This is a genomic window from Flavobacterium pedocola (genome assembly GCF_053764385.1).
Map to the genome: position 1 here is coordinate 265,215 of NZ_JBSNCR010000001.1, position 22,765 is coordinate 287,979.

The window sequence follows — 22,765 nt, forward strand, 5'->3', positions numbered from 1 at the left end:
TTATGAAGAAAAAAATAGGTTTATTGATCCTTTTGGTTGTTGCTGTCGGCGTTGGGAAATACGTGTACGACATGCATATCAATCATAATTTCGAGACCATTACCGAAGGGAAAGTGTATAAAAGCGGTGTGATTCCGCCCGATGAAATAGAAGATTACGTTAAAAAGCACCATATCAAAAGTATTGTGGATTTGCGTTTTCCCGGAACCGGTGATTCAGTAAACAATCCTGAAATCCCTGAAGAACTTACTGCTGAAAAAGAAGCGGTAGCCAAAATTCCGGGCGTTAACTATTACAACAACGGTTCCGATCAGGTGCCAAAACAGAAAAACCTTGACAGGTTTTTTCAAATCATGGACGATCCGGCTAATTATCCGGTTTTAATCCATTGTTATCACGGTGTCGGACGTGCGGAAATGTACTCGGCTATCTACAGAATCGAATATGAAGGAATGGATAGGGACAAAGCCAGAACCAGCACCCGTATACTGACAAAATGGAGTTCTTTCGATTTAGGAAAACCCAAAGGTGACTTTCTGCATGCTTACGAATCCAGAAAAGAAAAAACTGCTAAATAAGCTTTACAGTCAATCATAAGAAAAGCCTTATCTGAAATTTCAAGATGAGGCTTTTTCTTTTATAACAGTTTGAATTTAACTTGATTATATTCGACTTGGTCGGAATTATTAGGTTAAAAGTGATTATTGTCGTAACTTGATTCAAGCTAATTTTTTGGATCGTGAAACGCAGCTATACACTTGGAAAACATTTTGTTACAGGTAAAAGGTTTTTGTTGCTAAAACTGAATTTACTATGTGTTTTTCTTTTGTTTTCTATTTCATCTTTTGCATTTCAAAATCAGACCGCTATTGATACGGCTGTTTTAAATGAATTTGAAAAAGCCAAAGTACTCCTTGAAAAAAACGATTATGAGTTGTACCAACAGGGCAATGAAATCCTTACCAAATTAGAGAAGAAACTGCTCCGGGAGAAAAATTACGATCAGTTAATGTACCTTTATCTTGAGATTTCGTACTTCCAGATAACGCAATTCGATTACAACACTGCGAAGAAAACTCTTGATAAAGTCGATCGTGTCCTGCAGCAACACAATAACAACTGCATCCGCGGAGAATATTATGAGCATCTGGCGGTTTTTTACAATTCACAAGGCAAAGAAGCTTTAGATGAAAAATACACCCTGTTATCCGAAAAATTCCTGACCAAATACGCACCTAAAGAAAAGCAGGTCGATTTGTATTATAATCTCATTCTTCTGTATCTGAAAAAAGAAGACTGGAAAAATACCTTGTTGAATTGCTTTAAGTTTTTGAATATCAACAAGGAAACCGGAGGAGATGCCGATCAGCCGGAGATTTTTTTATTCGTCGCGGAAAGTTACTACAGTCTGGATCAATTGCCTGAAGCTTTTCAGTATCTGGAAATGGTAAAAGCGTCACCTTTTTATCAGAAACATGACGATGACTTTCTGTTGCGGTCCCGTTATTACCTGATTTTGGGGAAATCATATGAAAAACAGAAAAAATTTAAAGAAGCAGCCGCCAATTTGCGGATTGCTAACGATTATTTTAAACAGCGTCTGGTCTATCGGGTAGTAAAAATGAATCTCTTTCTGAACCAGAAACGCGAACTGGAAGTTAAAAATATTGAATTTCAGTCCGTTATAAAGCAGAATGAATTAAAAAGCGAAAACTTAAAATACAAAAACTATCTTTTGATAGCATCTCTGATAACCATTATCACACTTTTGATATTCATTTATATCCAATACCGAACTGCTAAATTTAAAAATTCGATCAATCATCTGCTAAGCGAAAAAAATACCTTGTTGTTTAAGACAAATTCAGAACTGGAAAGCGCTTTAAAAGTTAAAAAGAAATTGCTCGATACGATTTCACACGAACTGCGAACCCCGATTTATACGTTAAACGGGTTGCTTCACCTGATGCGGGAAGATATTACGAATTATGAAAAGAACATCGATCAGTTGGAATCCTCGGTGCAGAACCTGTATAACTTGTCGGGCAATATTATAGAGATCAATGTTTTGGATAGTTTTGACAACGATTATGTCCCTAAAAAAGATTTGATTTCCTTAAAAGAAATGTTGACTAAAATATTGGCTTCTGTTAAAAAGAACCGGGATAATAACAACACAAGTTCGTTGCTTTTTGACGATTCGATTCCTCAGCAATTAATTTTTGATGAGGCTAAACTGCAACAGGTTTTATTCAGTCTGATTGACAATGCCTTCAAGTTTTCCAAAGATGGCCTTGTGGAAGTGCAAGCCAAAATGCTGAGTTATAATGAGAATCACACCGAAGTACAATTTATAATTAAAGACAACGGTATTGGGATTGCGCCGGAAATCAAGGATAAAATTTATGAACTTTTTTTTCAGGGATCCGATAAGATCAATTATGAATACGGCGGAAGCGGGCTTGGATTAACCGTGGTTAAAAAAACACTTGATTTGTTCAAAAGCGCCATTTCCATTGATTCTGAACCGAATAAAGGAACAACAATTGAATTCAGTTTGGATTTTGAGAATTATAAAGTAACTCCTGAACCACAGGTCAAAGCTGAAGTAAAAGAAACAAAAGATCCGTCCCAAATCAGAATTTTGTTGGTGGAAGATAATAAAATCAATCAATTGATAACCAGAAAGCTGATACTTAAAAAAGGCTACATCTGTGATATCGCTGATCACGGTCTGGAAGCCTGTAAAATGGTCGGGGAAGAGGATTATTCCCTGATTCTTATGGACATCATGATGCCGATAATGGATGGTTTTGAAGCCTCGGAATACATCTCCAAATTCAAACCGGATATTCCTATTGTTGCCTTAACGGCTATTTCGGAAGATGTCAACAAAGAGCTTTTTGCTGCGGCCAAAATAAAGAAAGTACTCAGTAAACCGGTAGATGTGGAAGAACTTTATAAAACCATTAGTTTTTATTGTGAATAGCATAAAAAAAAGAGCCTTTTCAAAAGACTCTTTTTTAGTGTTTATTTTCTATTTATTTTTCGCTTCAATCCATTTACGGGCATTTACGAAAGCTTCATGCCAAGGTGTTACTTCATCTTTCTGACCGTTGTCTGGGTAATGCGCCCAGTTCCAAGGGAAAGTTGAACGCTCAATGTGCGGCATGGTTACCAGGTGGCGACCTGTTTTGTCACACAACATAGCCGTATTGAATGCCGAGCCGTTCGGGTTTGCAGGATAACTTTCATAACCGTATTTTCCAACGATATCGTACTGCTCTTCATTGTACGGTAAGTTGAATTTACCTTCTCCGTGCGAAATCCAAACGCCTAAAGTAGTGCCTTCCAAAGAAGAAAGCATTACGGAATTGTTTTTCTGTACCGTTACAGACGTAAAGCCGCTTTCGTGTTTGTGGGAGTTGTTATGAAGCATTTTTCCGTGAACTTCGTGCTCAGGGTTGATCAATTCCAATTCCATGAACAACTGACAACCGTTACAGATTCCAACAGAAAGAGTGTCTTCTCTTTTGAAGAAGTTTTTCAATGCTGTATTTGCTTTTTCATTGTATAAGAACGCTCCGGCCCAACCTTTAGCGGAACCTAAAACGTCTGAATTCGAGAATCCACCCACAGCGCCGATGAATTGGATATCTTCCAAAGTTTCACGACCTGAAATCAAATCGGTCATGTGAACGTCTTTTACGTCGAATCCTGCCAAGTACATGGAATTTGCCATTTCACGCTCGGAGTTACTTCCTTTTTCACGGATGATGGCTGCTTTTGGTCTTGGTTTTGAATTGTCGATAACCGGTGCTTTTCCGTCAAAATGAGAAGGGAAAGTATAGGTTAACGGCTGGTTTTTGAAATTATCGTAACGTTCTTTTGCCGTTCCGTTTTTCGATTGTTTTGAATCTAAAAGGAATGACGTTTTGTACCAGGTGTCTCTTACTTCAGAAACATTGAAGGTGAACGAATCTGCATTGTTTTTAACAGTAACCGTATTTCCTTCCGCAGCAGTTCCGATATTGAAAATTTCGATATTGTTTTGAGCAAAAACCGCTTCCACTTCAGCATCCGCCTGGAAAACCACACCGATATTCTCGTTGAATAATGCTTTTACCGTATCGTTTTCGCCTAAAGCAGACAAGTCAAAAGAAGCACCTAAATTCACATCAGCGAAACACATTTCCAATAAAGTTGTGATCAAACCACCGCTTCCGATATCGTGTCCGGCCTTGATTTTACGGTCTTTAATTAAATCCTGTAAAACATTGAAAGCTTTTTTGAAAAATTCAGCATTAGTAATGGTAGGAACCTCAGAACCGATTTTGTTGTTGATTTGTGCAAAAGACGAACCTCCTAATTTAAAGGTATCCTGAGACAAATTGATATAGTAGATGTTTCCACCGTTTCGTTTCAAAACAGGTTCCACAACTTTAGTAATGTTAGAACAGTTTCCGGCTGCTGAAATGATAACCGTTCCCGGTGCGATCACTTCGTCATTCGGATATTTTTGTTTCATGGAAAGCGAGTCTTTTCCAGTTGGAATGTTGATGCCCAATTCGATAGCGAAATCGGAACAGCCTTTTACCGCTTCGTATAATCTTGCATCTTCCCCTTCGTTTTTACAAGCCCACATCCAGTTAGCCGATAAGGAAACCGATTTTAAACCGTCTTTTAAAGGAGCCCAAACAATGTTGGACAAAGCTTCAGCAATTGCTGTTCTTGAACCCGCTACCGGATTCACCAAAGCGGAAACAGGGGAGTGACCGATAGTAGTGGCAATTCCTTCTTTCCCTTTGAAATCCAACGCCATAACTCCAACATTGTTCAACGGAAGTTGTAATGGACCCGCACATTGTTGTTTCGCAACACGTCCGCCCACACAACGGTCTACTTTGTTAGTTAACCAGTCTTTACAGGCAACAGCTTCTAATTGAAGTACTTGGTTTAAATACGTTGGGATATTTTCTGTTGTATAATTTAAATCTGCATAATTAGCGGCAACCGATTTATCCGTCATAATGGTTTTTGGCGAACTTCCGAAGAAATCTTCCAGAGCATAATCCATTGGTTTAGCGCCTGAAGTTTTGCTTTCAAACGTAAAACGGTGATCCGCAGTTACGTCACCCACCTGATACATAGGCGAACGCTCACGATCGGCAATTTTCTGAAGGATATCAATATTTTCTTCCCCGATAACCAATCCCATTCTTTCCTGAGATTCATTTCCGATGATTTCCTTAGCCGAAAGCGTAGGGTCACCCACCGGTAATTTATCTAAATCGATTAAACCTCCGGTATCTTCCACTAACTCAGAAAGACAGTTCAAATGTCCTCCCGCACCATGATCGTGAATTGATACGATTGGGTTGTTGTCGCTTTCTACCAAACCACGAATGGCGTTGGCAGCACGTTTTTGCATTTCCGGGTTGGAACGCTGAATAGCATTTAACTCGATTCCTGAACCGAAAGCTCCTGTATCTGCAGAGGAAACCGCAGCACCACCCATTCCGATTCTATAATTTTCACCACCAAGAATTACGATTTTATCACCTTCCTGTGGTTTCTTTTTAATGGCTTGGTCTAATTTTCCGTATCCGATTCCACCAGCTTGCATGATTACTTTGTCGTAACCTATTTTGCGGTTGTTTTCTTCGTGTTCGAAAGTTAAAATCGAACCTGTAATTAACGGCTGACCGAATTTGTTACCGAAATCCGAAGCTCCGTTTGAGGCTTTGATTAAGATATCCATTGGCGTTTGGTACAACCACGGTCTTTCGTTCATAGCTTCTTCCCAGGATCTTCCGTTTTCTAAACGAGAATAGGAAGTCATGTACACCGCAGTTCCCGCCAATGGCAACGAACCTTGTCCTCCGGCTAAACGGTCTCGGATTTCTCCTCCGGAACCTGTTGCGGCACCACTGAAAGGCTCAACCGTAGTAGGGAAGTTGTGCGTTTCCGCTTTTAGGGAAAGTACGGAATCAAATTCTTTTTCCTGATAAAAATCAGGCTTGTCAGCACTTTTTGGTGCGAATTGTGTCACTTTTGGTCCTTTAACAAAAGCAACGTTGTCTTTATAAGCAGAAACAATATCGTTAGGATTTGTCTCCGATGTTTTCTTGATTAATTTGAACAGGGAAGTCGGTTTTTCTTCACCATCCACCACGAAAGTTCCGTTGAAGATTTTGTGACGGCAGTGTTCCGAATTCGCCTGAGAGAATGCAAAAACCTCAGAGTCCGTTAATTTTCTTCCGATTTTAACGGCTAAATTATTCAGATACTCTACTTCTTCATCACTTAAAGCCAAACCTTCCTGTTTGTTATAAGTAGCGATGTCATCAATCTCCAGAATGGCTTCCGGCTGAATGTTGATGGTAAAAATATCTTGGTTTAATTCTGCATATTTTTGGGAAATCATCGGGTCGAAAGCCGTGAAATCTGAAGTTGATTTTTCAAATTCCTCCATTCGGATGATTCCTGAAATACCCATATTCTGAGTGATTTCAACAGCGTTTGTACTCCAAGGGGTTACCATGGCGGCACGTGGTCCAACAAAAAAATCCGACAGTGCGGATTTCTCTATTTTATGTGCGTTGCCAAAAAGCCAGTTTAATTTGTTGATGTCTTCAGTCGATAATTCGTTTTGCGCTTGAACAGCAAAAACAGTGTTCGTTTGGTTTCCGAAGAAATGAATCATTGTGTGGTTGTTTTATTCCGCTACGTTCAAATTAATTAATTTTCTTAATATCAAATGTATCGGGTGTGTTGTTGTTTTGAAAGTGCAAATTTATTCCAAAAAAGTCAGTTGACAAAGTTTGTCATCATAAAAAAAGCACAAGATTTAACCTGTGCTTTTCATTTTGAAAATATCGTATGATTATTTCTTTTTCTTCATCATAAGTTCCATGCATTTGAACTCTTTTCCGTCGTAACCGGTATCGAACATTTCCATTTTACGGGTGTTGTCGTCTACAACCGTGATTACTTCACGCATTTTTTTTGTTTTTTTGGTAATCGGATCAACACCTTGACCTTCCATATTGAAAGTTTTGGTAGCGGCATCATAATTTCCTTTCATAACCATAAGTCCTGTTCCCATGTTGTCAATCCAGGTGGAAGTATATTCTCCCATTGCATTGTCATAGGCTAAAGTGCTTTTTCCTTCGAAAGGGGATCCCATGAAATCTCCTTTGTGAACCGATTCCTGGTAACGTCCGCCTAAAATTGTTTTGTATTCCGCTGTCATCTTGGCTTTCATCGGTTCTGCACCTTCAGCCATCCAGCTTGTAAGTTCTTCTTCCCACATACCGTTTTCGGCGGCCATCATTTTGTGAGCTTCACCTGGTGTAGCATACTCCATCCAGGCTTTGGTCATGGCTGCAGAATCCGGCATTGCCGCCACAGCTTCTTCTGTTTTTGTAGCAGTTGAATCAATGTTAGACTGAGAATCTGCCTTTTTCTCGTCTTTTTTGCAGGCAACTAAACTTAAAGAAGCGATTGCCAAGGTAAGAATTGCTTTGTTCATAATTATATTGGTTTTTGGTTTACTCAAATATAACAAAATTATAAGCGCCCATATCCCAGGAAGTAGCAGTTCTCTGATTTCCTAAAATATCATATGTACCTGTCGCTATAGCGGCATCAGCGGTTCCTTTGGCGGCAGAATCTTCACCGATAATCAATTTATTGCTTTGTGGGTTTTTAAAGTCAGGTTTGTTTGTTGTTGAATTTCGCGCAATGATGCAACCCGGATAGTTAGTGGTGTTGGCAATCGGGTACAAAGGATCGTTCTGGAACTGTCCGAAATCGAAAAATTTGATCAGACAATTTCTGAAATTATAATTAAAGGTAACACCAGGGTCATTGAGTTTCTTTAAGGAAATTCCGTAACTGCTGCTGCCGTAAATAATACAATTGGTGAAATTGGCAGCGGTAAGATTTACCGGAAAATCAGTTCTACCGTTGTCGATATATACAGGCGTCTGGTTCGGTCTCGGCCAATAATTGGCAAAGGTACAGTGTGTAAAGTTGTAAGTTCCTCCTAATGAGCAGGCTAATCCAACTTGTCCGCAATTGTTAATGACCATATTTCTACCGTTGATTGTTCCTGTTTTGGCTAAAATACCATAATTGGAACAATTGTAAATCTGGGTATTATCGATAGTGATGGTTCCGGCATTGTGTTCAATCAATAAGCCAACCGTTGCATTTTTTATGGTGGCATGGTCAAAAGCTCCTGTGCTGCCTTCGGTCATCCAAATTGTGCCCCATTGTCCCGGAGTGTCTGAAAAACTTGGTTCAAGACGATCGCTTTCGAAAGTTATTTCGTTGTCAACAATTACATGGCCTTCCGAATCGTATTGCGAATAATCACCAATAGCTGTGATAGTGGCACCATTACCAATAATCAAACCCGAATCGGCATGGAAATGGATTTTGGCTCCTGGATCAATAGTGAGCGTTTCACCGGTCGGAACAGCTGCGTAACCGTAAATTACATAAGGTTTGTCGTTGCCCCAATGGTATTCGTCGCCGTTGTTCGGATCTGCATGGTCTAAGTAAAAACCGTAAATTTCATCATCACCGATAGGTAAAGTTTCATAAGTTCCGTCAGAGAATCGTTTTGGGAATAAGAAATACGCGTCTCTTACTAGAGTAACTAAGTCAACGGTTTGCGGAGCACCACTAATGTTGTGGAATTCAATTTCATCAGTATACAGATATTCCGAATCAGGATTAGCATAATCATTGTAATCAATAGTGGTTTCAATGAAAATGTACATACTGTCTTTGGCCAGCAATTCTACATTGTCGAAAATTTTCCCGTCACCTATACCGTTTCCGTCAGCATCATTTCCCATCATTCCGTCAACGGTAATGCGGTATTTTGAGCTATTGCCCTGTGCTAATTGGATTTTCGGGATTTTAATATCCTTGTCGCTTCGGTTATAAACCTTTAACGTATAAGTACTGGAACCGATATTGGTAAAAACCGTGTCTAGATAAACAGTCTCTTTTGAGAATTCCAGCCCACCCGTGCTGTCTTCGAATTCAAAATCCTGACGGCAGGAAGTAAGCGAAATTAGTATTCCCAAAAAAAGGATGCTAAAAAAGTGACGCATTATGTTTAGTTTTTTGTAAAAGTATTGAAATATTTTAAAGTATACACTTACTTAATTAACGTTTTTTTAGGGAAATTAGTGTTGTCGGCATTAGGTGAATTGTCCGGACATTTGCTAAATTTACATTTCTAAAGAAATAATTATGCAATTCGATAAGGAAAAAGTTTTACAGCTCTGTAAACAATTCTCTCAAAATACTTTAATGGAAACCCTTCAGATTGAATATACAGATGCCGGCGAAGACTTTCTGCAAGCGACTATGCCTGTAAATCCAAGGGTTCATCAGCCAATGGGTTTGTTGCATGGCGGCGCATCCGTTGCTTTGGCGGAAAGTGTTGGAAGTGCCGCTTCGTTAATGTTCGTGAATCCTGCGGAAGAAGAGGTGAGAGGCATTGAAATATCGGCCAATCATTTAAAAAGCAAACGTGAAGGTATCGTGACAGGAACCGCCCGAATTATTCATAAAGGAAAATCGATACATCTTTGGGAAATTAAAATTACGGATGAAGAAGGTAATCTGATATCACTCTGCAAACTCACCAATATGGTTTTGCCAAGAAGAAAATAATATGACAGAATTGTTTCTAAAAGTTAAAACCCAACAGGAGCAAAATCTCCCGTTTGTATTGTATTGCAAACCGAATTCGGAAGAAATCATTGGTTTGTTTCAGCAAAACGATCATTTGTATTTTGTTGAAAATTTCAATGAGAAAGGTTTTGTTTTTGCGCCTTTCAATGGAGAGGATTATGTCTTGCTCCCTGAAGAATATCTGGACGTGCTTATCGATAAAGTTGATTCTTCCGTTCACCAATCCGAAGCACCGGTTTTCTATGAATTGGATGAAAAAGCAAAAGCGAATTTTGAAAATTTAGTAGAAAAAGCAATTACTCAAATCAATTCCGGCCATTTTAAAAAAGTGGTTTTGTCGCGGAAAGAGAAAATCGATCTTGAATATTTCGACATAGAAAAATTGTTTAAGAGGTTGATAGAAAATTATCCTTTGGCGTTTAAATATTGCTTTTTCCATCCGAAAATTGGGTTGTGGATGGGAGCGACTCCGGAGCAATTGATGAAAGTAAAAGATTTTGAAATCCATACGGTTGCTTTAGCCGGAACCAAGGTAAATAAAGGAAAAGAGGAAGTAAACTGGAAACAGAAAGAAAAAGATGAACAGCAATTCGTTACCGATTTCATTTTGGAAAACCTCAAAAAACATGTTTCGGAAGAAGTCGTTTCAAGTCCTTACACGGCAGCTGCGGGGAACCTGCTTCATATTAAAACCGATATTTCTGCCAAATTAAACGAATCAAGCAGCCTGAAAGACGTTTTGAAGATTTTACACCCAACACCGGCGGTTTGCGGGTATCCGAAATTGATTGCCAAAGATTTCATTCTGGAAAACGAAGGCTACGACCGCGAGTATTACGCCGGATTTTTAGGGGAATTCAATCGTAATTTTTCATCGGGCAGAAGTGAAAGCTCGGATTTGTTCGTAAACTTGCGTTGCATGAAAATAAAAGATAAAACGGCACATTTGTATATAGGTTGCGGCATTACCAAAGACAGCGATCCGGAAAAAGAATTTCTGGAAACCGTGAACAAATCGCTTACCTTGAAAAAAATACTGAATTAAGATGAAATTAGACATATTGGCTTTCGGGGCACATCCCGATGATGTTGAATTAGGCTGTGGCGCTACGCTGGCGAAAGAAATCTCACTTGGCAAAAAAGTTGGGATTATTGATTTGACCAGAGGGGAATTAGGAACCAGAGGGACAGCGGAAATAAGAGACAAAGAAGCAGAAGCTGCGGCAAAAATATTAGGTGTTGAGCTGCGGGCGAATTTGCGTTTTCGTGACGGTTTTTTTGTAAATGATGAAAAGCACCAGCTGGAAATCATTAAAATGATTCGAAAGTACAAGCCGGAAATTGTTTTGTGTAACGCTGTTGACGATCGTCATATCGATCATGGAAAAGGCAGTAAATTGGTTTCCGATGCGTGTTTTCTTTCCGGTCTGCGCCGAATTGAAACGCAGCTTGATGGTGAGAATCAGGAAGCTTGGCGACCAAAATTAGTGTACCATTATATTCAGTGGAAAAACATCGAACCGGATTTTGTGATGGATGTTACCGGATTTGTGGACAAAAAAGTGGAAGCGATTATGGCCTACACTTCACAGTTTTACGATTCAAATTCCAACGAACCGATCACGCCGATTGCTACAAAAAACTTTTTGGATAGCTTGCATTACCGCTCTCAGGACCTTGGAAGGCTCATCGGAAAGGATTATGGCGAAGGATTTACCGTTGAAAGATATGTGGCAGTCAACAGTTTAGGGGATTTGATATAATTTTTTTAAAAAAATATTTGCGAAAGCTGAGAATTGCGCTATATTTGCACTCGCAAACTGAGTCATAGACTTGGGTTGTACAACAAATGGTGATTGTAGCTCAGTTGGTTAGAGCGTCGGATTGTGGTTCCGAAGGTCGGGGGTTCGAGACCCCTCATTCACCCAAAAAGCTTCGAGTTTTACTCGGAGCTTTTTTTGTTTTCTGCATTTTTTGGTTTTTTTCTTGATTGATAAACATATTCTTACTATTTTTAGTCTGTACCATTAAAAAATAAGTATTAATCAATAAAAAATTAAATTCATGGGATCATTCTTAATTACAAAAAGAGCAAACGGTGAGTTTCAGTTTGTTTTAAAAGCAGGTAACGGACAGGTAATTTTAGCAAGCGAAGGTTATACTACAAAAGCAGCTTGCGAAAACGGAATCGAATCTGTTAAGAAAAATTCACAGGACGACGCTCGTTTTGATCGTTTGGAATCTAAAAACGGAAAACCATACTTCAACCTGAAAGCCACTAACGGGCAAATCATCGGTAGCAGTGAAATGTACGAATCTGTTGCTTCTCGTGATAACGGAATCGAATCTGTTATGAAAAATGCTCCGGATGCGGATGTAAAAGAAGATTTATAGTCAACCGAAATACTAAAAAAGGCTCTCATAATTGAGAGCCTTTTTTATTTTACCACAATGAAATTTTAGAAGCTGGAATGATAAAATACTTATTTTTGCCGTATGAGATTGTTCGGGAGTTTTTTAATGTTTCTTATTTGTTTGCAGATTGTGTTTCCTTTTGCAGCAGAAAACGCCGTGCGATTCCCAACTTTATTTTCTCATTACTCACACCATACCCAGGAGTACAACGAAAATGATTTTATTGTTTTTCTGAAAGACCACTATTTCGGTAGTCATCATGAAGAGGAACATGAGGAACATGAAAAACTTCCCTTTCATCACCATGGAGATCTTTCAATCTTCCAGGTTTTGGCTATAAGTTCCGAACAGAAATACTTCAAACAGGTACAAAGGGTTTATTATCAGAAGCCGGGTAAAATTATTTTCTATAAAGATGATTTCCAGCCGAATGTGCTGCTCTACATTTGGAAACCTCCTAAAATTGCTTAATTGAATTTTATACTTAACCTCTGATGTACAGCATCTCAGGAGGAATTTTTATTAATCAATTTTATTCAGATGAAATATTATTTTTCACTACTTATGCTGTTCTGCACGATTTCCGTTGCATTCAGCCAGAATACTTTTACTGCAGTGGTAAAAGACAGTATCACTAACGAAAATTTAGCAGGTGTAAGCGTTGTGCTAAAAGATACCCAAACCGGGACAAGCTCTAATGAAAAGGGCGAAGTCAAGCTTTTAAACCTGCCTGACGGAAAACACATCTTTGTGTTTTCTCATATAGGGTATACTACTATAGAGACCGAAATTGAAATGCCTTTGGCCGAAACGGTTACAATTTTTATGTCGGAAAGCCATTCTTCCGAATTGGATGAAATTATTGTGGAAGGAACCCGATCGGCCCGTACACTTTCCAACATACCAACTCGTGTGGAAGTACTTACCGAAGAAATAGATGAAGCCGCTACTATGGATCCGAGTAAAGTGGCCCATTTGTTAACGCACAGTACCGGAATTCAGGTGCAGCAAACTTCAGCAACAAGTAATACTGCAAACGTGCGTATTCAAGGGTTGGATGGGCGCTATACCCAAATGCTTAAAGACGGTTTCCCTTTGTACGGAGGGTTTTCAGGAAGTTTGAGCATTATGCAGATTCCGCCGCTGGATCTTCGTCAGATTGAATATGTGAAAGGTTCTGCATCAACGCTTTACGGGGGCGGTGCCATTTCAGGTTTAATCAATCTGATATCGAAAGAACCTAAAAGCGATGAAACTATTTTACATCTTAACGGTTCACAAATTGGTGCTTTTGATGTTAATATGTTCACAAGCCGCAAATATGAAAAAATAGGATATACGTTATTGGCACAACGAAATTCTCACAGGGCTTTTGATGCAGATGATGACGGTTTTACAGACTTACCGGAATTGGTAAAATACAACTTCAATCCTAAAATTGTTTTCTATTTTAATGATCAGACCAATTTAAGTGTAGCCGGTACTTTTACAACTGAAAAGCGTCAGGGAGGCGATGTAGGGTTGTTGGATGAAGAAGCAATCAGCAGTTCACATTTTTATAAGGAGAAAAACGAAATCAATAGAATCACAACGCAGGTAAAGTTGGATCATAAACTTGCAGAAAACAAAACAATTACCTTTAGGAATTCCTTCAATATATTTGACAGAAACCTTTTAATTGTACCGACTTTTGCAGAAGGTGAATATAAGTTTTCCGGGAAACAACTCTCTTCGTTTTCAGAAGTATCGTATTTGTATAAGAAGGAAAAGAACACATTAATAACAGGACTGAATTTCTACTCCGATGATTTTAAGGAAACACCTTTGGAAACCGCAAATCTTAGAAATGAGAAGTACAAAACCGTTGGTGCTTTTGTGAATTACACCTTTGATTTAAGTCAAAAAGTAGCCATTGAAAGCGGATTGCGAACAGATTATGTGACAGATGAAAAACTTTATGTTTTGCCCCGTGCTTCAGCTTTGTTTAAATGGACGGATAAATTAACTACCCGGATAGGAGGTGGTTTGGGATACAGAAACGCGAGTATTTTCAACCAGGAAGCTGAATTGTTAGGATATAAAAATGTTTTGGCGATAAACCGTGACGCAACTCAAGCAGAGCAATCGTATGGCGGAAATGCGGATATCGGTTACAAAATAAATTTTGGAGAGAACATGTTCATTAATTTTAATCAGATGTTCTTTTATACCTATCTGGATAATCCATTGTTATTGCAAAACAATGGCTCGGATTATGAATTTGTAAATGCTGACGGTTACACGCAAAGTAAAGGAGCAGAGACTTTTTTTAAATTTGGTTTCAGTGATTTTGTTTTCTTTATGGGCTATACTTTTACGGAAGCCACGAATCATTTCTATGGTAACAAATCGAATGTTACATTAACGCCAAAGCACAGTATTAAAGGCGATTTATTGTATTCTTTGCCAGGGAAATGGCGAATAGGAGTCGATTATGAATTCAAAAGCAGTCAAACACTCAGTAGTTTAGGGAAAACGCCGTCATATTGGACTTATGGTGCGGTTGTGGAACGTTACTGGAAGCAATTTACATTCTTTGGAAATGTGGAAAACATATTTGATTACCGTCAGACAAGAAAAGAAAGCCTTGTTTCGGGCCCAAATAATACACCGCAGTTTACGGAAGTATGGGCACCACTGGATGGTTTCGTTTTTAATTTCGGATTTAAAATCAAGTTATAAAGCATAAAAAAAGGCTCTCAATTACGAGAGCCTTTTTTTATGCTTTATTTTCCGTCGCGGTCTACCACGATGCGTTTGTCTCTGTTGGCTAATTCCCAGGCCAATGCAAAGGCTAGTTTAGCTCTTTTTGCCAATAATGGGAATTCGATTTTTTCCACTTCGTCTGTCGGTTTGTGGTAATCGTCATGGATTCCGTTGAAGAAGAAAATGGCCGGAACGCCTTTTTTAGCAAAATTGTAATGGTCGGAACGGTAGTAAATTTGCTCCGGATCGTTTCGGTCATTGTATTTGTAGTCCAAACGAAGCTTGGTGTATTTATTGTTTACGTCTTCGTTAATGGTGTGTAATTCAGAACTTAATCTATCGGAACCAATCACATAGATGTAATTATTGTCATTCGGATTGATGTTGTCACGGCGTCCGATCATATCGATGTTGATATCGGCAATCGTATTCTGCATCGGGAACAACGGATTTTCCGAATAAAATCTCGAACCATGCAAACCGTGTTCTTCACCGGTAACATGTAAAAACAGAATAGAACGTTTTGGTCCGTGACCTTCTTTCTTAGCTTTCATGAACGCTTTGGCAATTTCCATTACACCAACCGTTCCGGAGCCGTCATCGTCTGCACCGTTGTAGATTTCGCCGTTTTTCATTCCCACGTGATCGTAATGTGCCGAAATCACTAAAACTTCATTCGGTTTTTCAGAACCTTCAATGTATGCCCAGATGTTTTCCGAATCGTTTAGTTTTGGGCTGAAACCTTTCTTCATGAATTCTGAAGGTACTTTCTGGTAGTAACTGTCGGCGCCTTTAGGGAAAGAAATGCCTAATTTTTTATATTGGCTGATGATGTATTCACCGGCTTTTTTCTGACCAGGTTCTCCTGTATTTCTTCCCTGCATTTCATCGGAAGCAATTACATAAAGATTCGCTTTTAAATTGGATTCTTCGATGTTATTGATAAAAAGTGAAAAGTCCGCACCTTTTGCAGCCGGAGCCGCATCTTTTGGTTTTTGGGCGGTACAGCTCAATAGCGTAAGGCTTAAAGCCGAAGCGAAAATAAAACTGGTTCTCATATCGTGTAAATCGTGTTTATCTTAATTAGTATCAAAAAGAAAATATTTGTTTCAGCAAAGTAGTGATTTTTATGATTTATTCAATACTTATTATTGAATAGAGTGCGAGTAATACAATAAAAAAGAGTATGAACAGCCAATTGATGAAAATCAAAAGCGAACCCTTAACAAAGGAAACAAATTTGGATTCACCATACATGCGTTTATGGGCTTTATAGAAATAGAAGATGCTCCAAAGGAAATAAACAGCTATGGTTATTCCTTTGATGACTAAGAAAAACTTTGAGCCTAAATAATCCATTGACGCATCAATAATCATTAAAAGACCGGTGCTCAGAAGTAAGAAAGAGAAATAGTGTAAAGTGAAAATCCCGTGGTCGAAATAGTACCATCTTTTTTTGCCGTGAAATATCCAAAGCCAGAAAGCAAACACCGGCATGAACAGAAACAATACCTTCGGTAAATTTTGTTTAAAGGAAACGAAAAACTTACTGAGGATCTGGTTTGGGGTGTTGTGTTCGTTGACTTTGGTGATTTTTTTCGCAAACCAATAGTTCACCGGGTTTAATTTTTTATCGGCAGGAAGGGTTGCCTGAACCGAGTCCAGTTCATGAACCGTTTTGTATTCCGTAAAAAGCCCCGATTGGCGTTTATTGAAAAAAGCGGAAAGGGTATCCGTATTGGTAATTGCTTCGTTATTTTTATTTGTAGCTTTTAAATCCATCGGGTTGCCCATGAAAAAACCGCTCAGGAAAAAGGTAATAAAACTGATGAAAATATAGAGTTTTACCGGAGCAACATAAGCCATTCTTTTCCCGGACAAATATTCCCGGGTAAGTCTTGCCGGTCTGAAGAGGAGGTATTTCATGGTTTTCCAGAAACCACTGTCGTAATGAATAAGATCTTCCAGAAAGTGAGTAAAAAGATAATGGAAGGATTTTCGCGTTTCGGTGTTTTCCTGGCCACACTGCGGGCAAAAACGTTCTTCAACGGTTGTACCACAATTTAAACAGGTTTTGTCTTCTCGTAGTTTACTTTTGCTCATAGCTTAATTTTCAGTGCTTTAAAGATAAGAAAAATAGTATTTGTAATCTTATTGAGGTGTTTTTTTAGATGGATAGGAAAATCTTATCATGAAATAAAAAATTATAATCAGACTTAATAGAAAGGATGTTTTCTAATTTCTATTTTTGCCTCGTTAAAAATTAATAATCTTTAAATCATATAAATTATGTCATTAGTAGGAAAAAAATTCCCGAACATCACAGTAGATGCTATCTCTGAAATGGGTGATAACTTAAGAATCAACGTTTTGGAAGAAGCGGTAAAAAACAATAAAAAAGTATTATTATTCTGGTACCCGAAAGATTTTACTTTCGTTTGTCCTACGGAATTACATGCATTCCAGGCAGCTTTACCGGATTTCAACAACAGAAATACAGTGGTAATCGGTGCTTCTTGTGATACTAACGAAGTACACTTCGCTTGGTTGAACACTCCTAAAAACAACGGTGGAATCGAAGGTGTTACTTATCCTTTATTGGCTGATACTACAAGAAATCTTGCTTCAACTTTAGGGATTTTAGATGCTGAAGAAGTATTCAACGAAGAAATGGGTGATTATATGATCGAAGGATCAAACGTTCCTTACAGAGCTACTTACTTAATTGACGAAACCGGTAAAATCTTCCACGAAAGCGTAAACGACATGCCATTAGGAAGAAACGTAAACGAGTACCTTCGTTTGATCGATGCTTACACACACGTTCAGACTAAAGGAGAAGTTTGTCCTGCGAACTGGGAAAACGGAAAAGAAGCAATGAACGCTGACAGATTGAGTACTGCTGCATATTTGAGCAAAAACTAATTTATAAAACACCTATAAATTCCAAATGACAGGATTCGTTTTAGTAATGAGCCTGAAGTTTGGAATTTCTTTTTAATCTCAAAATCATTAGCCTCATGTTAATAGAGTTAAACGAAGATAAATTGCAGGAATTGGTTGCAACCAATGAAAAAGTAGTGGTACAGTTTTCAGCGTCATGGTGCGGAAACTGCCGAATTATGAAACCGAAATTCAAGAAGTTGGCTTCCGAAATGGAAAACCTGACCTTTGTTTTGGTGGATGCGGAACTTTCTCCGGAATCAAGAAAACTGGCTAACGTTTCCAACTTACCGACTTTCGCCACTTTTGTGAACGGAGAACTGGTAAACGAAACCCAAACCAATAAAGCGGAAGTTTTAACGGATTTGGTAAACGAAATCGCTTAATATGAAATTACCGGTAATCAAACACCTGACGCAATTCATTGAAGAAAACGATCAGGATTATATCGTGGAAACTATTGAAGTCCTTGAAGCTTTAACCGAAGTTCCGTCCCTGAAAGACGAAGAGCTGGATATTATTGGTGAATTGATCTCCAATATGTATGGTGCTTTGGAAGTTCATAAGATGGTAAAAGAAGGAACCGATAAAAAAGAAGCACTTAATGCGTTTATGCAGCGTGTTTTAGGTTCGATAGACAAATAAAATAACCTTCTTACCAGTACTCAAGCCTTTGTATTTCGGATATGAAGGCTTTTTTTATTCTTTTTCGTGCAATATTTTTAAAAAATTTACTATGCATTCATAATAATTTAACAAATTCTTTATACATTAGCAATACCCAATCTTAAAAAGTATGCTTATGTGTAAAATTACAATTAGTGCATTTCTTTTGTCGTTCCTAATCTATACTACTGCATCCGCGCAGGACGACGTAACCTTTCAATACAAACCGCGACCGAGAGAATTTGAATTGTATGCTTACAAAAACGATTCAGTAATTCCGTTACGGGCCATTCAGGAAAACACTTCCCGAGTTTTTGAAAGTAAACTGCCTTATCCTATAATTTTTATTCACGGGCTGAATTCCAATTCCGAAACCTGGAACAGCAGTTTAAACTATTTTGACAGCCAATACGGGTTTACCTTTGGCGGAAGATTCGATTTCTGTCTGAATGCAAACGGAAACAATACCACAGCCAATAAAAACTTCTATCCAGCACCGGGTGCCGACATTGCTGCTTTTGAATCATCTGTAATTAACGGAGACTATTATCTTGTAAATTTTGATGTGAAAGTGGACGGCTCCTTCGGAACTAACGTTTTGAGTAATCAATCGGCAATAGCTAAACAGGGAGCTGCTTTAAAAAAAGCCGTAGAACGCGTATTGCAGCTTACCGGAAAAGACAAAGTGATCCTAGTAGGGCACAGTATGGGCGGATTGTGTTCAAGAGAATACATTCAAAATACAACAAACTGGCAGGCGGATAACCGTCATCATGTGGCAAAACTATTAACCGTTGGAACACCGCATGGAGGCAGTAATGCCAGCGATAACCCAATTGCTGTTTTTACAAGTGTGGACAGGCAGTCGGAAGCGGTAAGGGATTTGAAAACAACCTACTATTACAGTGGTGATGGCGGAAAATTCCTCTTCGGCGGAAATGAAGTGCTGAATGCTGTAAGTATGAACGATAATTCATTATCTCCGGATTTTTACAATCTGGATGTTAACTGTAATGGAGTTGCCGGCGATGTGGTTCAGGGTTTAAATCAGAAACCAATTGATAATCTAATTGATTTTTCCAATGTAATCGGAAGGATAACCAATACTTTCGGCACCAATATTACTACAGATGGGGTAGTGGAAGAGCCGTCTTCAAACATGAATACTTATTTCCCTGCTTTAACGTATCCCGCTAAAATATTTTATTTCAATTCCGGCTGGGATTTAATTGAGAACCATACGGAATTGCCGGGCTATTATTATCAGATCATGCAAGGGCTTGACGAACCGAATTTTAAAGAACTGGCCTATGAAATCAATACCAATAAAAATTACTTCGGATATACTACGGTTCAGGCCAATTCCTCCAATCCTGATAATGATTATTACAAGTTCACCGTTACGGATAATGTGAATTTAAATGTTATGATGAGCGGTATTGTTACCAGTGCTATGAATGCGACTTTGCTTGACGGTTCAGGAGCGGCAGTAGGTACGGCTCAAAACAATACAGGTACCACACTTGCTTTTACCAGAACCTTAACGCCTGGAAATTATTTTCTGAAAGTAACGAGCACGAGTCCGACGAATACCAATTATCAGACACCTTACCAGTTCTCTTTGGCTACGACTTTGAGTACTTCGGAAACTCCTGTTTCAGCGTTCCGTTTTTACCCGAATCCTGTGAAAGATGTGCTGTACCTTGAGAACATCAGTTTGTCAAAGGCCTCGGTTTACTCGATGTTAGGACAGTTGTTGCAGGAAGTGAAGTTTGACAGTGTATCTTCTTCCAACCGTATTGATATGTCTGGATTTTCGAATGGTGTTTATTTGATTACGCTTGATAATCAAGGACAGCAACAGACGATAAAAGTGATTAAAGAATAAGAATAGCAACAAAATAGAAAAGCTCTCCTAATCGAGAGCTTTTTTTATAAATTTTCGGCAACAAACTTTTTGCAATATGCTTTGATTTCTTCACGGACAGCTCTGAACTCCTGCAGGATTTCTTCTTCTGTTCCCGTGGCTTTGGCCGGATCAGGAAAATTGTAGTGAAACTTTATGGCTTTACTTGGAAAGAATGGACATCGCTCTTTGGCATTGTCACAAACCGTTATCACGTAGTCAAACGGAATTCCATGGTATTCATCAATGTTGTTTGAAGTATGATTTGAGATGTCGATCCCGTCTTCTTTCATGATGGCGATTGCCTTTGGATTTACACCGTGGGTTTCTACACCAGCGCTGTAAATAACGGCTTTTTCATCAGCAAAATGACGCAGATATCCTTCGGCAATCTGGCTTCTGCAACTGTTGCCGGTGCAAAGTACTAATACGTTTTTCTTCATAAATTAAACAAGTAACCAGATCATGTTAATAATGCAGAATTTAGGATCGAACCCGAAAATAGCTTGCAGTAGGATAACTGATGCTGTAATGATAATTGGCTTTTTGTATTTAATGATAAAATCTTTCATATTAGCAACATGAGGAATTTGGCGCGCAACAAGCGGTGGTTTGTAAATCACTTAAATTTTTCTTTTCCTTTGGATTGCCGCAATTATCGCTGGCTAAACAGGCTGTATTTTTGGAAACCAGTACAAAGTTTTGTCCGTTAAAATCCAAATCGTATTTTCCAATGGTGTCGGATTGGTATTCCACTTCGATTTCATGATTTCCGATGCTCAAGATCTTCTCAGATAACTCAATGATATGTTTCAGTTTTTGCGGTTTTAAACGATGGTCGAAATCATTGGCATCCCATAATTGAAAGCTCACCGTAGTTTCTTTTCGGACGGTTCCGCCACAATCAATAAAGTTTTTTGTGATTTCGCCCACTTCTGTCACATGGAAGTGCTCCGGTACAAAAGTTCCGTCAGGCAACTGGAAGCTAACTGTCTCAGCAGTTTCTAATACTTCCTTGATGGTTGATAGGTTCATAATAGTATGTTTTAAATTGTTAGCAACATTTGGTAGTCAAATCACTTGAAATACCTGAAAAATACTTTTCCATTTTTTTTATGGTTTCGTTATTAAGGCAGTAGCAAATGGAGGTTCCTTCTATGTTTCCTTTGATAATGTTTGCGTTTTTTAGTGCTGTAAGATGCTGGGAAACCGTAGGCTGGGCCAGCGGTAATTCATTAACGATATCACCGCAAATGCAACTGTCTACTTTTAGTAAGTATTCAATGATAGCGATGCGTGCCGGATGCGAAATAGCTTTAAACAATGAAGCGATTTCGTTTTGTTCTTCAGAAAAAAAATCTGCTTTTGAAGCTCCCATGATTTTATATTTATATATTGCAATATTACGATAAAACAATTTACTGAAAAAGCTTTTTGACAAAAAAATTATATTCATTTAAATTCCTTACTTTTGATGCTTTCAAAAATTTAAAGAAATGGCAAAGATTACATTAAAGGGAAATCCCGTAAACACTATAGGTTCAATTCCACAGATTGGTTCAAAAGCTAAAGACTTTTCATTGGTAAAAACAGATTTGTCTACTGTATCCTTAGAAGATTTTAAAGGAAGCAAGCTTGTATTGAATATTTTTCCAAGTATTGACACTAGTACCTGTGCGACTTCTGTTCGAAAATTCAATGAAAAAGCAAGCGCTTTGGCTAATACGAAAGTGCTTTGTATTTCCCGTGATTTACCGTTTGCTATGAATCGTTTTTGTGGTGCAGAAGGATTGGAAAACGTAATTAATCTTTCGGATTTCAGAGATGCTTCTTTCGGAAACGATTATGGTTTGACTATAACAGACGGAGCTTTGAAAGGCCTGCATTCCAGAGCAGTAATCGTATTGGATGAAAACGGCATGGTTACACATGCAGAACAGGTGGAGGAAATTGCTGATGAACCAAATTACGAAAACGCTTTAGCTGTACTTTAAATGGAATTGAATAAAGATAACACATTTTTTACCGGAAGACTTAAAAGTATTGGTTTTGCAGTGCGTGGTGCTGTAAAACTGATCACTACGGAACACAGCGTAATGGTCCAGTCGTCTTTGGCAGTACTGATGACCGTTGCAGGTTTTTATTTTAACATTACCGCTACGGAATGGATGTTTCAGATATTGGTGTTCGGTTTGGTGCTTAGTATTGAAGGTTTGAACACTGCCGTAGAAAAAATCGCCGATTTTATCCATCCGGATTACCACGAACGTATAGGATTTATTAAAGATATTGCGGCCGGAGCTGTATTTTTTGCAGCGTTGTCTGCTATTGCAATCGGGGCGATAATTTATCTGCCTAGAATTATCTAAT

Annotated in this window: 22 protein-coding genes and 1 tRNA gene; 15 read left to right on the top strand and 8 right to left on the bottom strand. The window is 38.5% G+C overall.

Translation table 11 applies throughout. The annotated features are described in order from the left end of the window. The first annotated feature begins 2 nt into the window (after positions 1 to 2). Together ACWPKD_RS01230 and ACWPKD_RS01235 are read left to right on the top strand one after the other, a co-directional pair. Positions 3 to 578 carry a dual specificity protein phosphatase family protein gene (locus ACWPKD_RS01230; RefSeq protein ID WP_455410856.1) on the top strand — a complete coding sequence of 192 codons (576 nt, stop codon included), beginning with the start codon at positions 3 to 5 and terminating at the stop codon, positions 576 to 578. A 161-nt stretch (positions 579 to 739) separates the two neighbouring features. Next, on the top strand, positions 740 to 2,989 hold the full coding sequence (locus ACWPKD_RS01235; protein ID WP_455410857.1) for an ATP-binding protein: 2,250 nt from the start codon (positions 740 to 742) through the stop codon (positions 2,987 to 2,989). A gap of 48 nt (positions 2,990 to 3,037) precedes the next feature. Here the strand turns inward: ACWPKD_RS01235 and purL are convergent, their stop codons facing one another. From purL to ACWPKD_RS01250, 3 genes are all read right to left on the bottom strand, one after another. Beyond that, positions 3,038 to 6,706 (bottom strand): phosphoribosylformylglycinamidine synthase, encoded by a 3,669-nt coding sequence (purL, locus tag ACWPKD_RS01240; protein ID WP_455410858.1) that lies wholly within the window; start codon positions 6,704 to 6,706, stop codon positions 3,038 to 3,040. 180 nt (positions 6,707 to 6,886) lie between these two features. After that, a complete protein-coding gene (locus ACWPKD_RS01245) occupies positions 6,887 to 7,534 on the bottom strand; it encodes a DUF1579 family protein (protein WP_455410859.1) in 648 nt (215 codons plus the stop codon). A 19-nt stretch (positions 7,535 to 7,553) separates the two neighbouring features. Beyond that, positions 7,554 to 9,131 carry a right-handed parallel beta-helix repeat-containing protein gene (locus ACWPKD_RS01250; RefSeq protein WP_455410860.1) on the bottom strand — a complete coding sequence of 526 codons (1,578 nt, stop codon included), beginning with the start codon at positions 9,129 to 9,131 and terminating at the stop codon, positions 7,554 to 7,556. Between the two features lie 142 nt (positions 9,132 to 9,273). On the opposite strand from ACWPKD_RS01250, the gene ACWPKD_RS01255 reads away from it, so the two are divergent. The 7 genes from ACWPKD_RS01255 (at position 9,274) to ACWPKD_RS01285 (ending at position 14,856) form a co-directional block, all read left to right on the top strand. Continuing rightward, positions 9,274 to 9,699: a PaaI family thioesterase gene (locus tag ACWPKD_RS01255; RefSeq protein WP_455410861.1), complete on the top strand. Its 426-nt coding sequence runs from the start codon at positions 9,274 to 9,276 to the stop codon at positions 9,697 to 9,699. Between the two features lies 1 nt (position 9,700). Continuing rightward, positions 9,701 to 10,765, top strand: a complete 1,065-nt coding sequence (locus tag ACWPKD_RS01260; RefSeq protein WP_455410862.1) for a chorismate-binding protein — start codon at positions 9,701 to 9,703, stop codon at positions 10,763 to 10,765. A 1-nt stretch (position 10,766) separates the two neighbouring features. Continuing rightward, on the top strand, positions 10,767 to 11,483 hold the full coding sequence (gene bshB1 / locus ACWPKD_RS01265) for a bacillithiol biosynthesis deacetylase BshB1 (protein WP_455410863.1): 717 nt from the start codon (positions 10,767 to 10,769) through the stop codon (positions 11,481 to 11,483). An 88-nt stretch (positions 11,484 to 11,571) separates the two neighbouring features. After that, positions 11,572 to 11,647 (top strand) — tRNA-His (locus tag ACWPKD_RS01270). Between the two features lie 137 nt (positions 11,648 to 11,784). Beyond that, on the top strand, positions 11,785 to 12,114 hold the full coding sequence (locus tag ACWPKD_RS01275) for a YegP family protein (RefSeq protein WP_455410864.1): 330 nt from the start codon (positions 11,785 to 11,787) through the stop codon (positions 12,112 to 12,114). 150 nt (positions 12,115 to 12,264) lie between these two features. After that, positions 12,265 to 12,606, top strand: a complete 342-nt coding sequence (locus ACWPKD_RS01280; RefSeq protein WP_455410865.1) for a hypothetical protein — start codon at positions 12,265 to 12,267, stop codon at positions 12,604 to 12,606. A 69-nt stretch (positions 12,607 to 12,675) separates the two neighbouring features. Then, on the top strand, positions 12,676 to 14,856 hold the full coding sequence (locus ACWPKD_RS01285; protein WP_455410866.1) for a TonB-dependent receptor: 2,181 nt from the start codon (positions 12,676 to 12,678) through the stop codon (positions 14,854 to 14,856). 44 nt (positions 14,857 to 14,900) lie between these two features. Here the strand turns inward: ACWPKD_RS01285 and ACWPKD_RS01290 are convergent, their stop codons facing one another. Continuing rightward, entirely contained in the window at positions 14,901 to 15,938 is a 1,038-nt protein-coding gene (locus ACWPKD_RS01290) for a M28 family metallopeptidase (RefSeq protein WP_455410867.1), read from the bottom strand. 76 nt (positions 15,939 to 16,014) lie between these two features. Continuing rightward, positions 16,015 to 16,983, bottom strand: coding sequence for a DUF3667 domain-containing protein (locus ACWPKD_RS01295; protein WP_455410868.1), 969 nt, complete (start codon positions 16,981 to 16,983; stop codon positions 16,015 to 16,017). A gap of 186 nt (positions 16,984 to 17,169) precedes the next feature. Between ACWPKD_RS01295 and ACWPKD_RS01300 the strand changes: the two genes are divergently transcribed. From ACWPKD_RS01300 to ACWPKD_RS01315, 4 genes are all read left to right on the top strand, one after another. After that, entirely contained in the window at positions 17,170 to 17,805 is a 636-nt protein-coding gene (locus ACWPKD_RS01300) for a redoxin domain-containing protein (RefSeq protein WP_455410869.1), read from the top strand. A gap of 95 nt (positions 17,806 to 17,900) precedes the next feature. After that, positions 17,901 to 18,209, top strand: a complete 309-nt coding sequence (locus tag ACWPKD_RS01305) for a thioredoxin family protein (protein WP_455410870.1) — start codon at positions 17,901 to 17,903, stop codon at positions 18,207 to 18,209. Between the two features lies 1 nt (position 18,210). Next, positions 18,211 to 18,468 carry a DUF6952 family protein gene (locus ACWPKD_RS01310; RefSeq protein WP_455410871.1) on the top strand — a complete coding sequence of 86 codons (258 nt, stop codon included), beginning with the start codon at positions 18,211 to 18,213 and terminating at the stop codon, positions 18,466 to 18,468. A gap of 157 nt (positions 18,469 to 18,625) precedes the next feature. After that, complete coding sequence (locus tag ACWPKD_RS01315; RefSeq protein WP_455410872.1) at positions 18,626 to 20,377, top strand: alpha/beta fold hydrolase; 1,752 nt, start codon at positions 18,626 to 18,628, stop codon at positions 20,375 to 20,377. Positions 20,378 to 20,421: 44 nt separating this feature from the next. On the opposite strand, the gene ACWPKD_RS01320 is transcribed toward ACWPKD_RS01315, so the two are convergent. From ACWPKD_RS01320 to ACWPKD_RS01330, 3 genes are all read right to left on the bottom strand, one after another. Beyond that, complete coding sequence (locus tag ACWPKD_RS01320; RefSeq protein ID WP_455410873.1) at positions 20,422 to 20,838, bottom strand: arsenate reductase ArsC; 417 nt, start codon at positions 20,836 to 20,838, stop codon at positions 20,422 to 20,424. A gap of 130 nt (positions 20,839 to 20,968) precedes the next feature. Further along, positions 20,969 to 21,430: a DUF6428 family protein gene (locus tag ACWPKD_RS01325; protein WP_455410874.1), complete on the bottom strand. Its 462-nt coding sequence runs from the start codon at positions 21,428 to 21,430 to the stop codon at positions 20,969 to 20,971. Positions 21,431 to 21,449: 19 nt separating this feature from the next. Continuing rightward, the gene (locus ACWPKD_RS01330) at positions 21,450 to 21,773 is read right to left on the bottom strand and encodes an ArsR/SmtB family transcription factor (protein ID WP_455410875.1); all 324 of its coding nucleotides are present in this window, start codon (positions 21,771 to 21,773) and stop codon (positions 21,450 to 21,452) included. Positions 21,774 to 21,891: 118 nt separating this feature from the next. Between ACWPKD_RS01330 and tpx the strand changes: the two genes are divergently transcribed. Beyond that, on the top strand, positions 21,892 to 22,389 hold the full coding sequence (gene tpx, locus ACWPKD_RS01335) for a thiol peroxidase (protein ID WP_455410876.1): 498 nt from the start codon (positions 21,892 to 21,894) through the stop codon (positions 22,387 to 22,389). Continuing rightward, positions 22,390 to 22,764 (top strand): diacylglycerol kinase, encoded by a 375-nt coding sequence (locus tag ACWPKD_RS01340; RefSeq protein ID WP_455410877.1) that lies wholly within the window; start codon positions 22,390 to 22,392, stop codon positions 22,762 to 22,764. The last annotated feature ends 1 nt before the right edge of the window (position 22,765 follow it).

Bases quoted from the DNA above. Each gene is read 5' to 3' on its own strand.
- ACWPKD_RS01255 (WP_455410861.1), top strand. From the start codon at position 9,274: ATGCAATTCGATAAGGAAAAAGTTTTACAGCTCTGTAAACAATTCTCT.
- ACWPKD_RS01245 (WP_455410859.1), bottom strand. From the start codon at position 7,534: ATGAACAAAGCAATTCTTACCTTGGCAATCGCTTCTTTAAGTTTAGTT.
- ACWPKD_RS01325 (WP_455410874.1), bottom strand. From the start codon at position 21,430: ATGAACCTATCAACCATCAAGGAAGTATTAGAAACTGCTGAGACAGTT.
- bshB1 (WP_455410863.1), top strand. From the start codon at position 10,767: ATGAAATTAGACATATTGGCTTTCGGGGCACATCCCGATGATGTTGAA.
- ACWPKD_RS01315 (WP_455410872.1), top strand. From the start codon at position 18,626: ATGTGTAAAATTACAATTAGTGCATTTCTTTTGTCGTTCCTAATCTAT.
- ACWPKD_RS01340 (WP_455410877.1), top strand. From the start codon at position 22,390: ATGGAATTGAATAAAGATAACACATTTTTTACCGGAAGACTTAAAAGT.
- ACWPKD_RS01320 (WP_455410873.1), bottom strand. From the start codon at position 20,838: ATGAAGAAAAACGTATTAGTACTTTGCACCGGCAACAGTTGCAGAAGC.
- ACWPKD_RS01285 (WP_455410866.1), top strand. From the start codon at position 12,676: ATGAAATATTATTTTTCACTACTTATGCTGTTCTGCACGATTTCCGTT.
- tpx (WP_455410876.1), top strand. From the start codon at position 21,892: ATGGCAAAGATTACATTAAAGGGAAATCCCGTAAACACTATAGGTTCA.
- purL (WP_455410858.1), bottom strand. From the start codon at position 6,706: ATGATTCATTTCTTCGGAAACCAAACGAACACTGTTTTTGCTGTTCAA.
- ACWPKD_RS01305 (WP_455410870.1), top strand. From the start codon at position 17,901: ATGTTAATAGAGTTAAACGAAGATAAATTGCAGGAATTGGTTGCAACC.
- ACWPKD_RS01310 (WP_455410871.1), top strand. From the start codon at position 18,211: ATGAAATTACCGGTAATCAAACACCTGACGCAATTCATTGAAGAAAAC.
- ACWPKD_RS01275 (WP_455410864.1), top strand. From the start codon at position 11,785: ATGGGATCATTCTTAATTACAAAAAGAGCAAACGGTGAGTTTCAGTTT.
- ACWPKD_RS01295 (WP_455410868.1), bottom strand. From the start codon at position 16,983: ATGAGCAAAAGTAAACTACGAGAAGACAAAACCTGTTTAAATTGTGGT.
- ACWPKD_RS01260 (WP_455410862.1), top strand. From the start codon at position 9,701: ATGACAGAATTGTTTCTAAAAGTTAAAACCCAACAGGAGCAAAATCTC.
- ACWPKD_RS01250 (WP_455410860.1), bottom strand. From the start codon at position 9,131: ATGCGTCACTTTTTTAGCATCCTTTTTTTGGGAATACTAATTTCGCTT.
- ACWPKD_RS01330 (WP_455410875.1), bottom strand. From the start codon at position 21,773: ATGGGAGCTTCAAAAGCAGATTTTTTTTCTGAAGAACAAAACGAAATC.
- ACWPKD_RS01300 (WP_455410869.1), top strand. From the start codon at position 17,170: ATGTCATTAGTAGGAAAAAAATTCCCGAACATCACAGTAGATGCTATC.
- ACWPKD_RS01290 (WP_455410867.1), bottom strand. From the start codon at position 15,938: ATGAGAACCAGTTTTATTTTCGCTTCGGCTTTAAGCCTTACGCTATTG.
- ACWPKD_RS01230 (WP_455410856.1), top strand. From the start codon at position 3: ATGAAGAAAAAAATAGGTTTATTGATCCTTTTGGTTGTTGCTGTCGGC.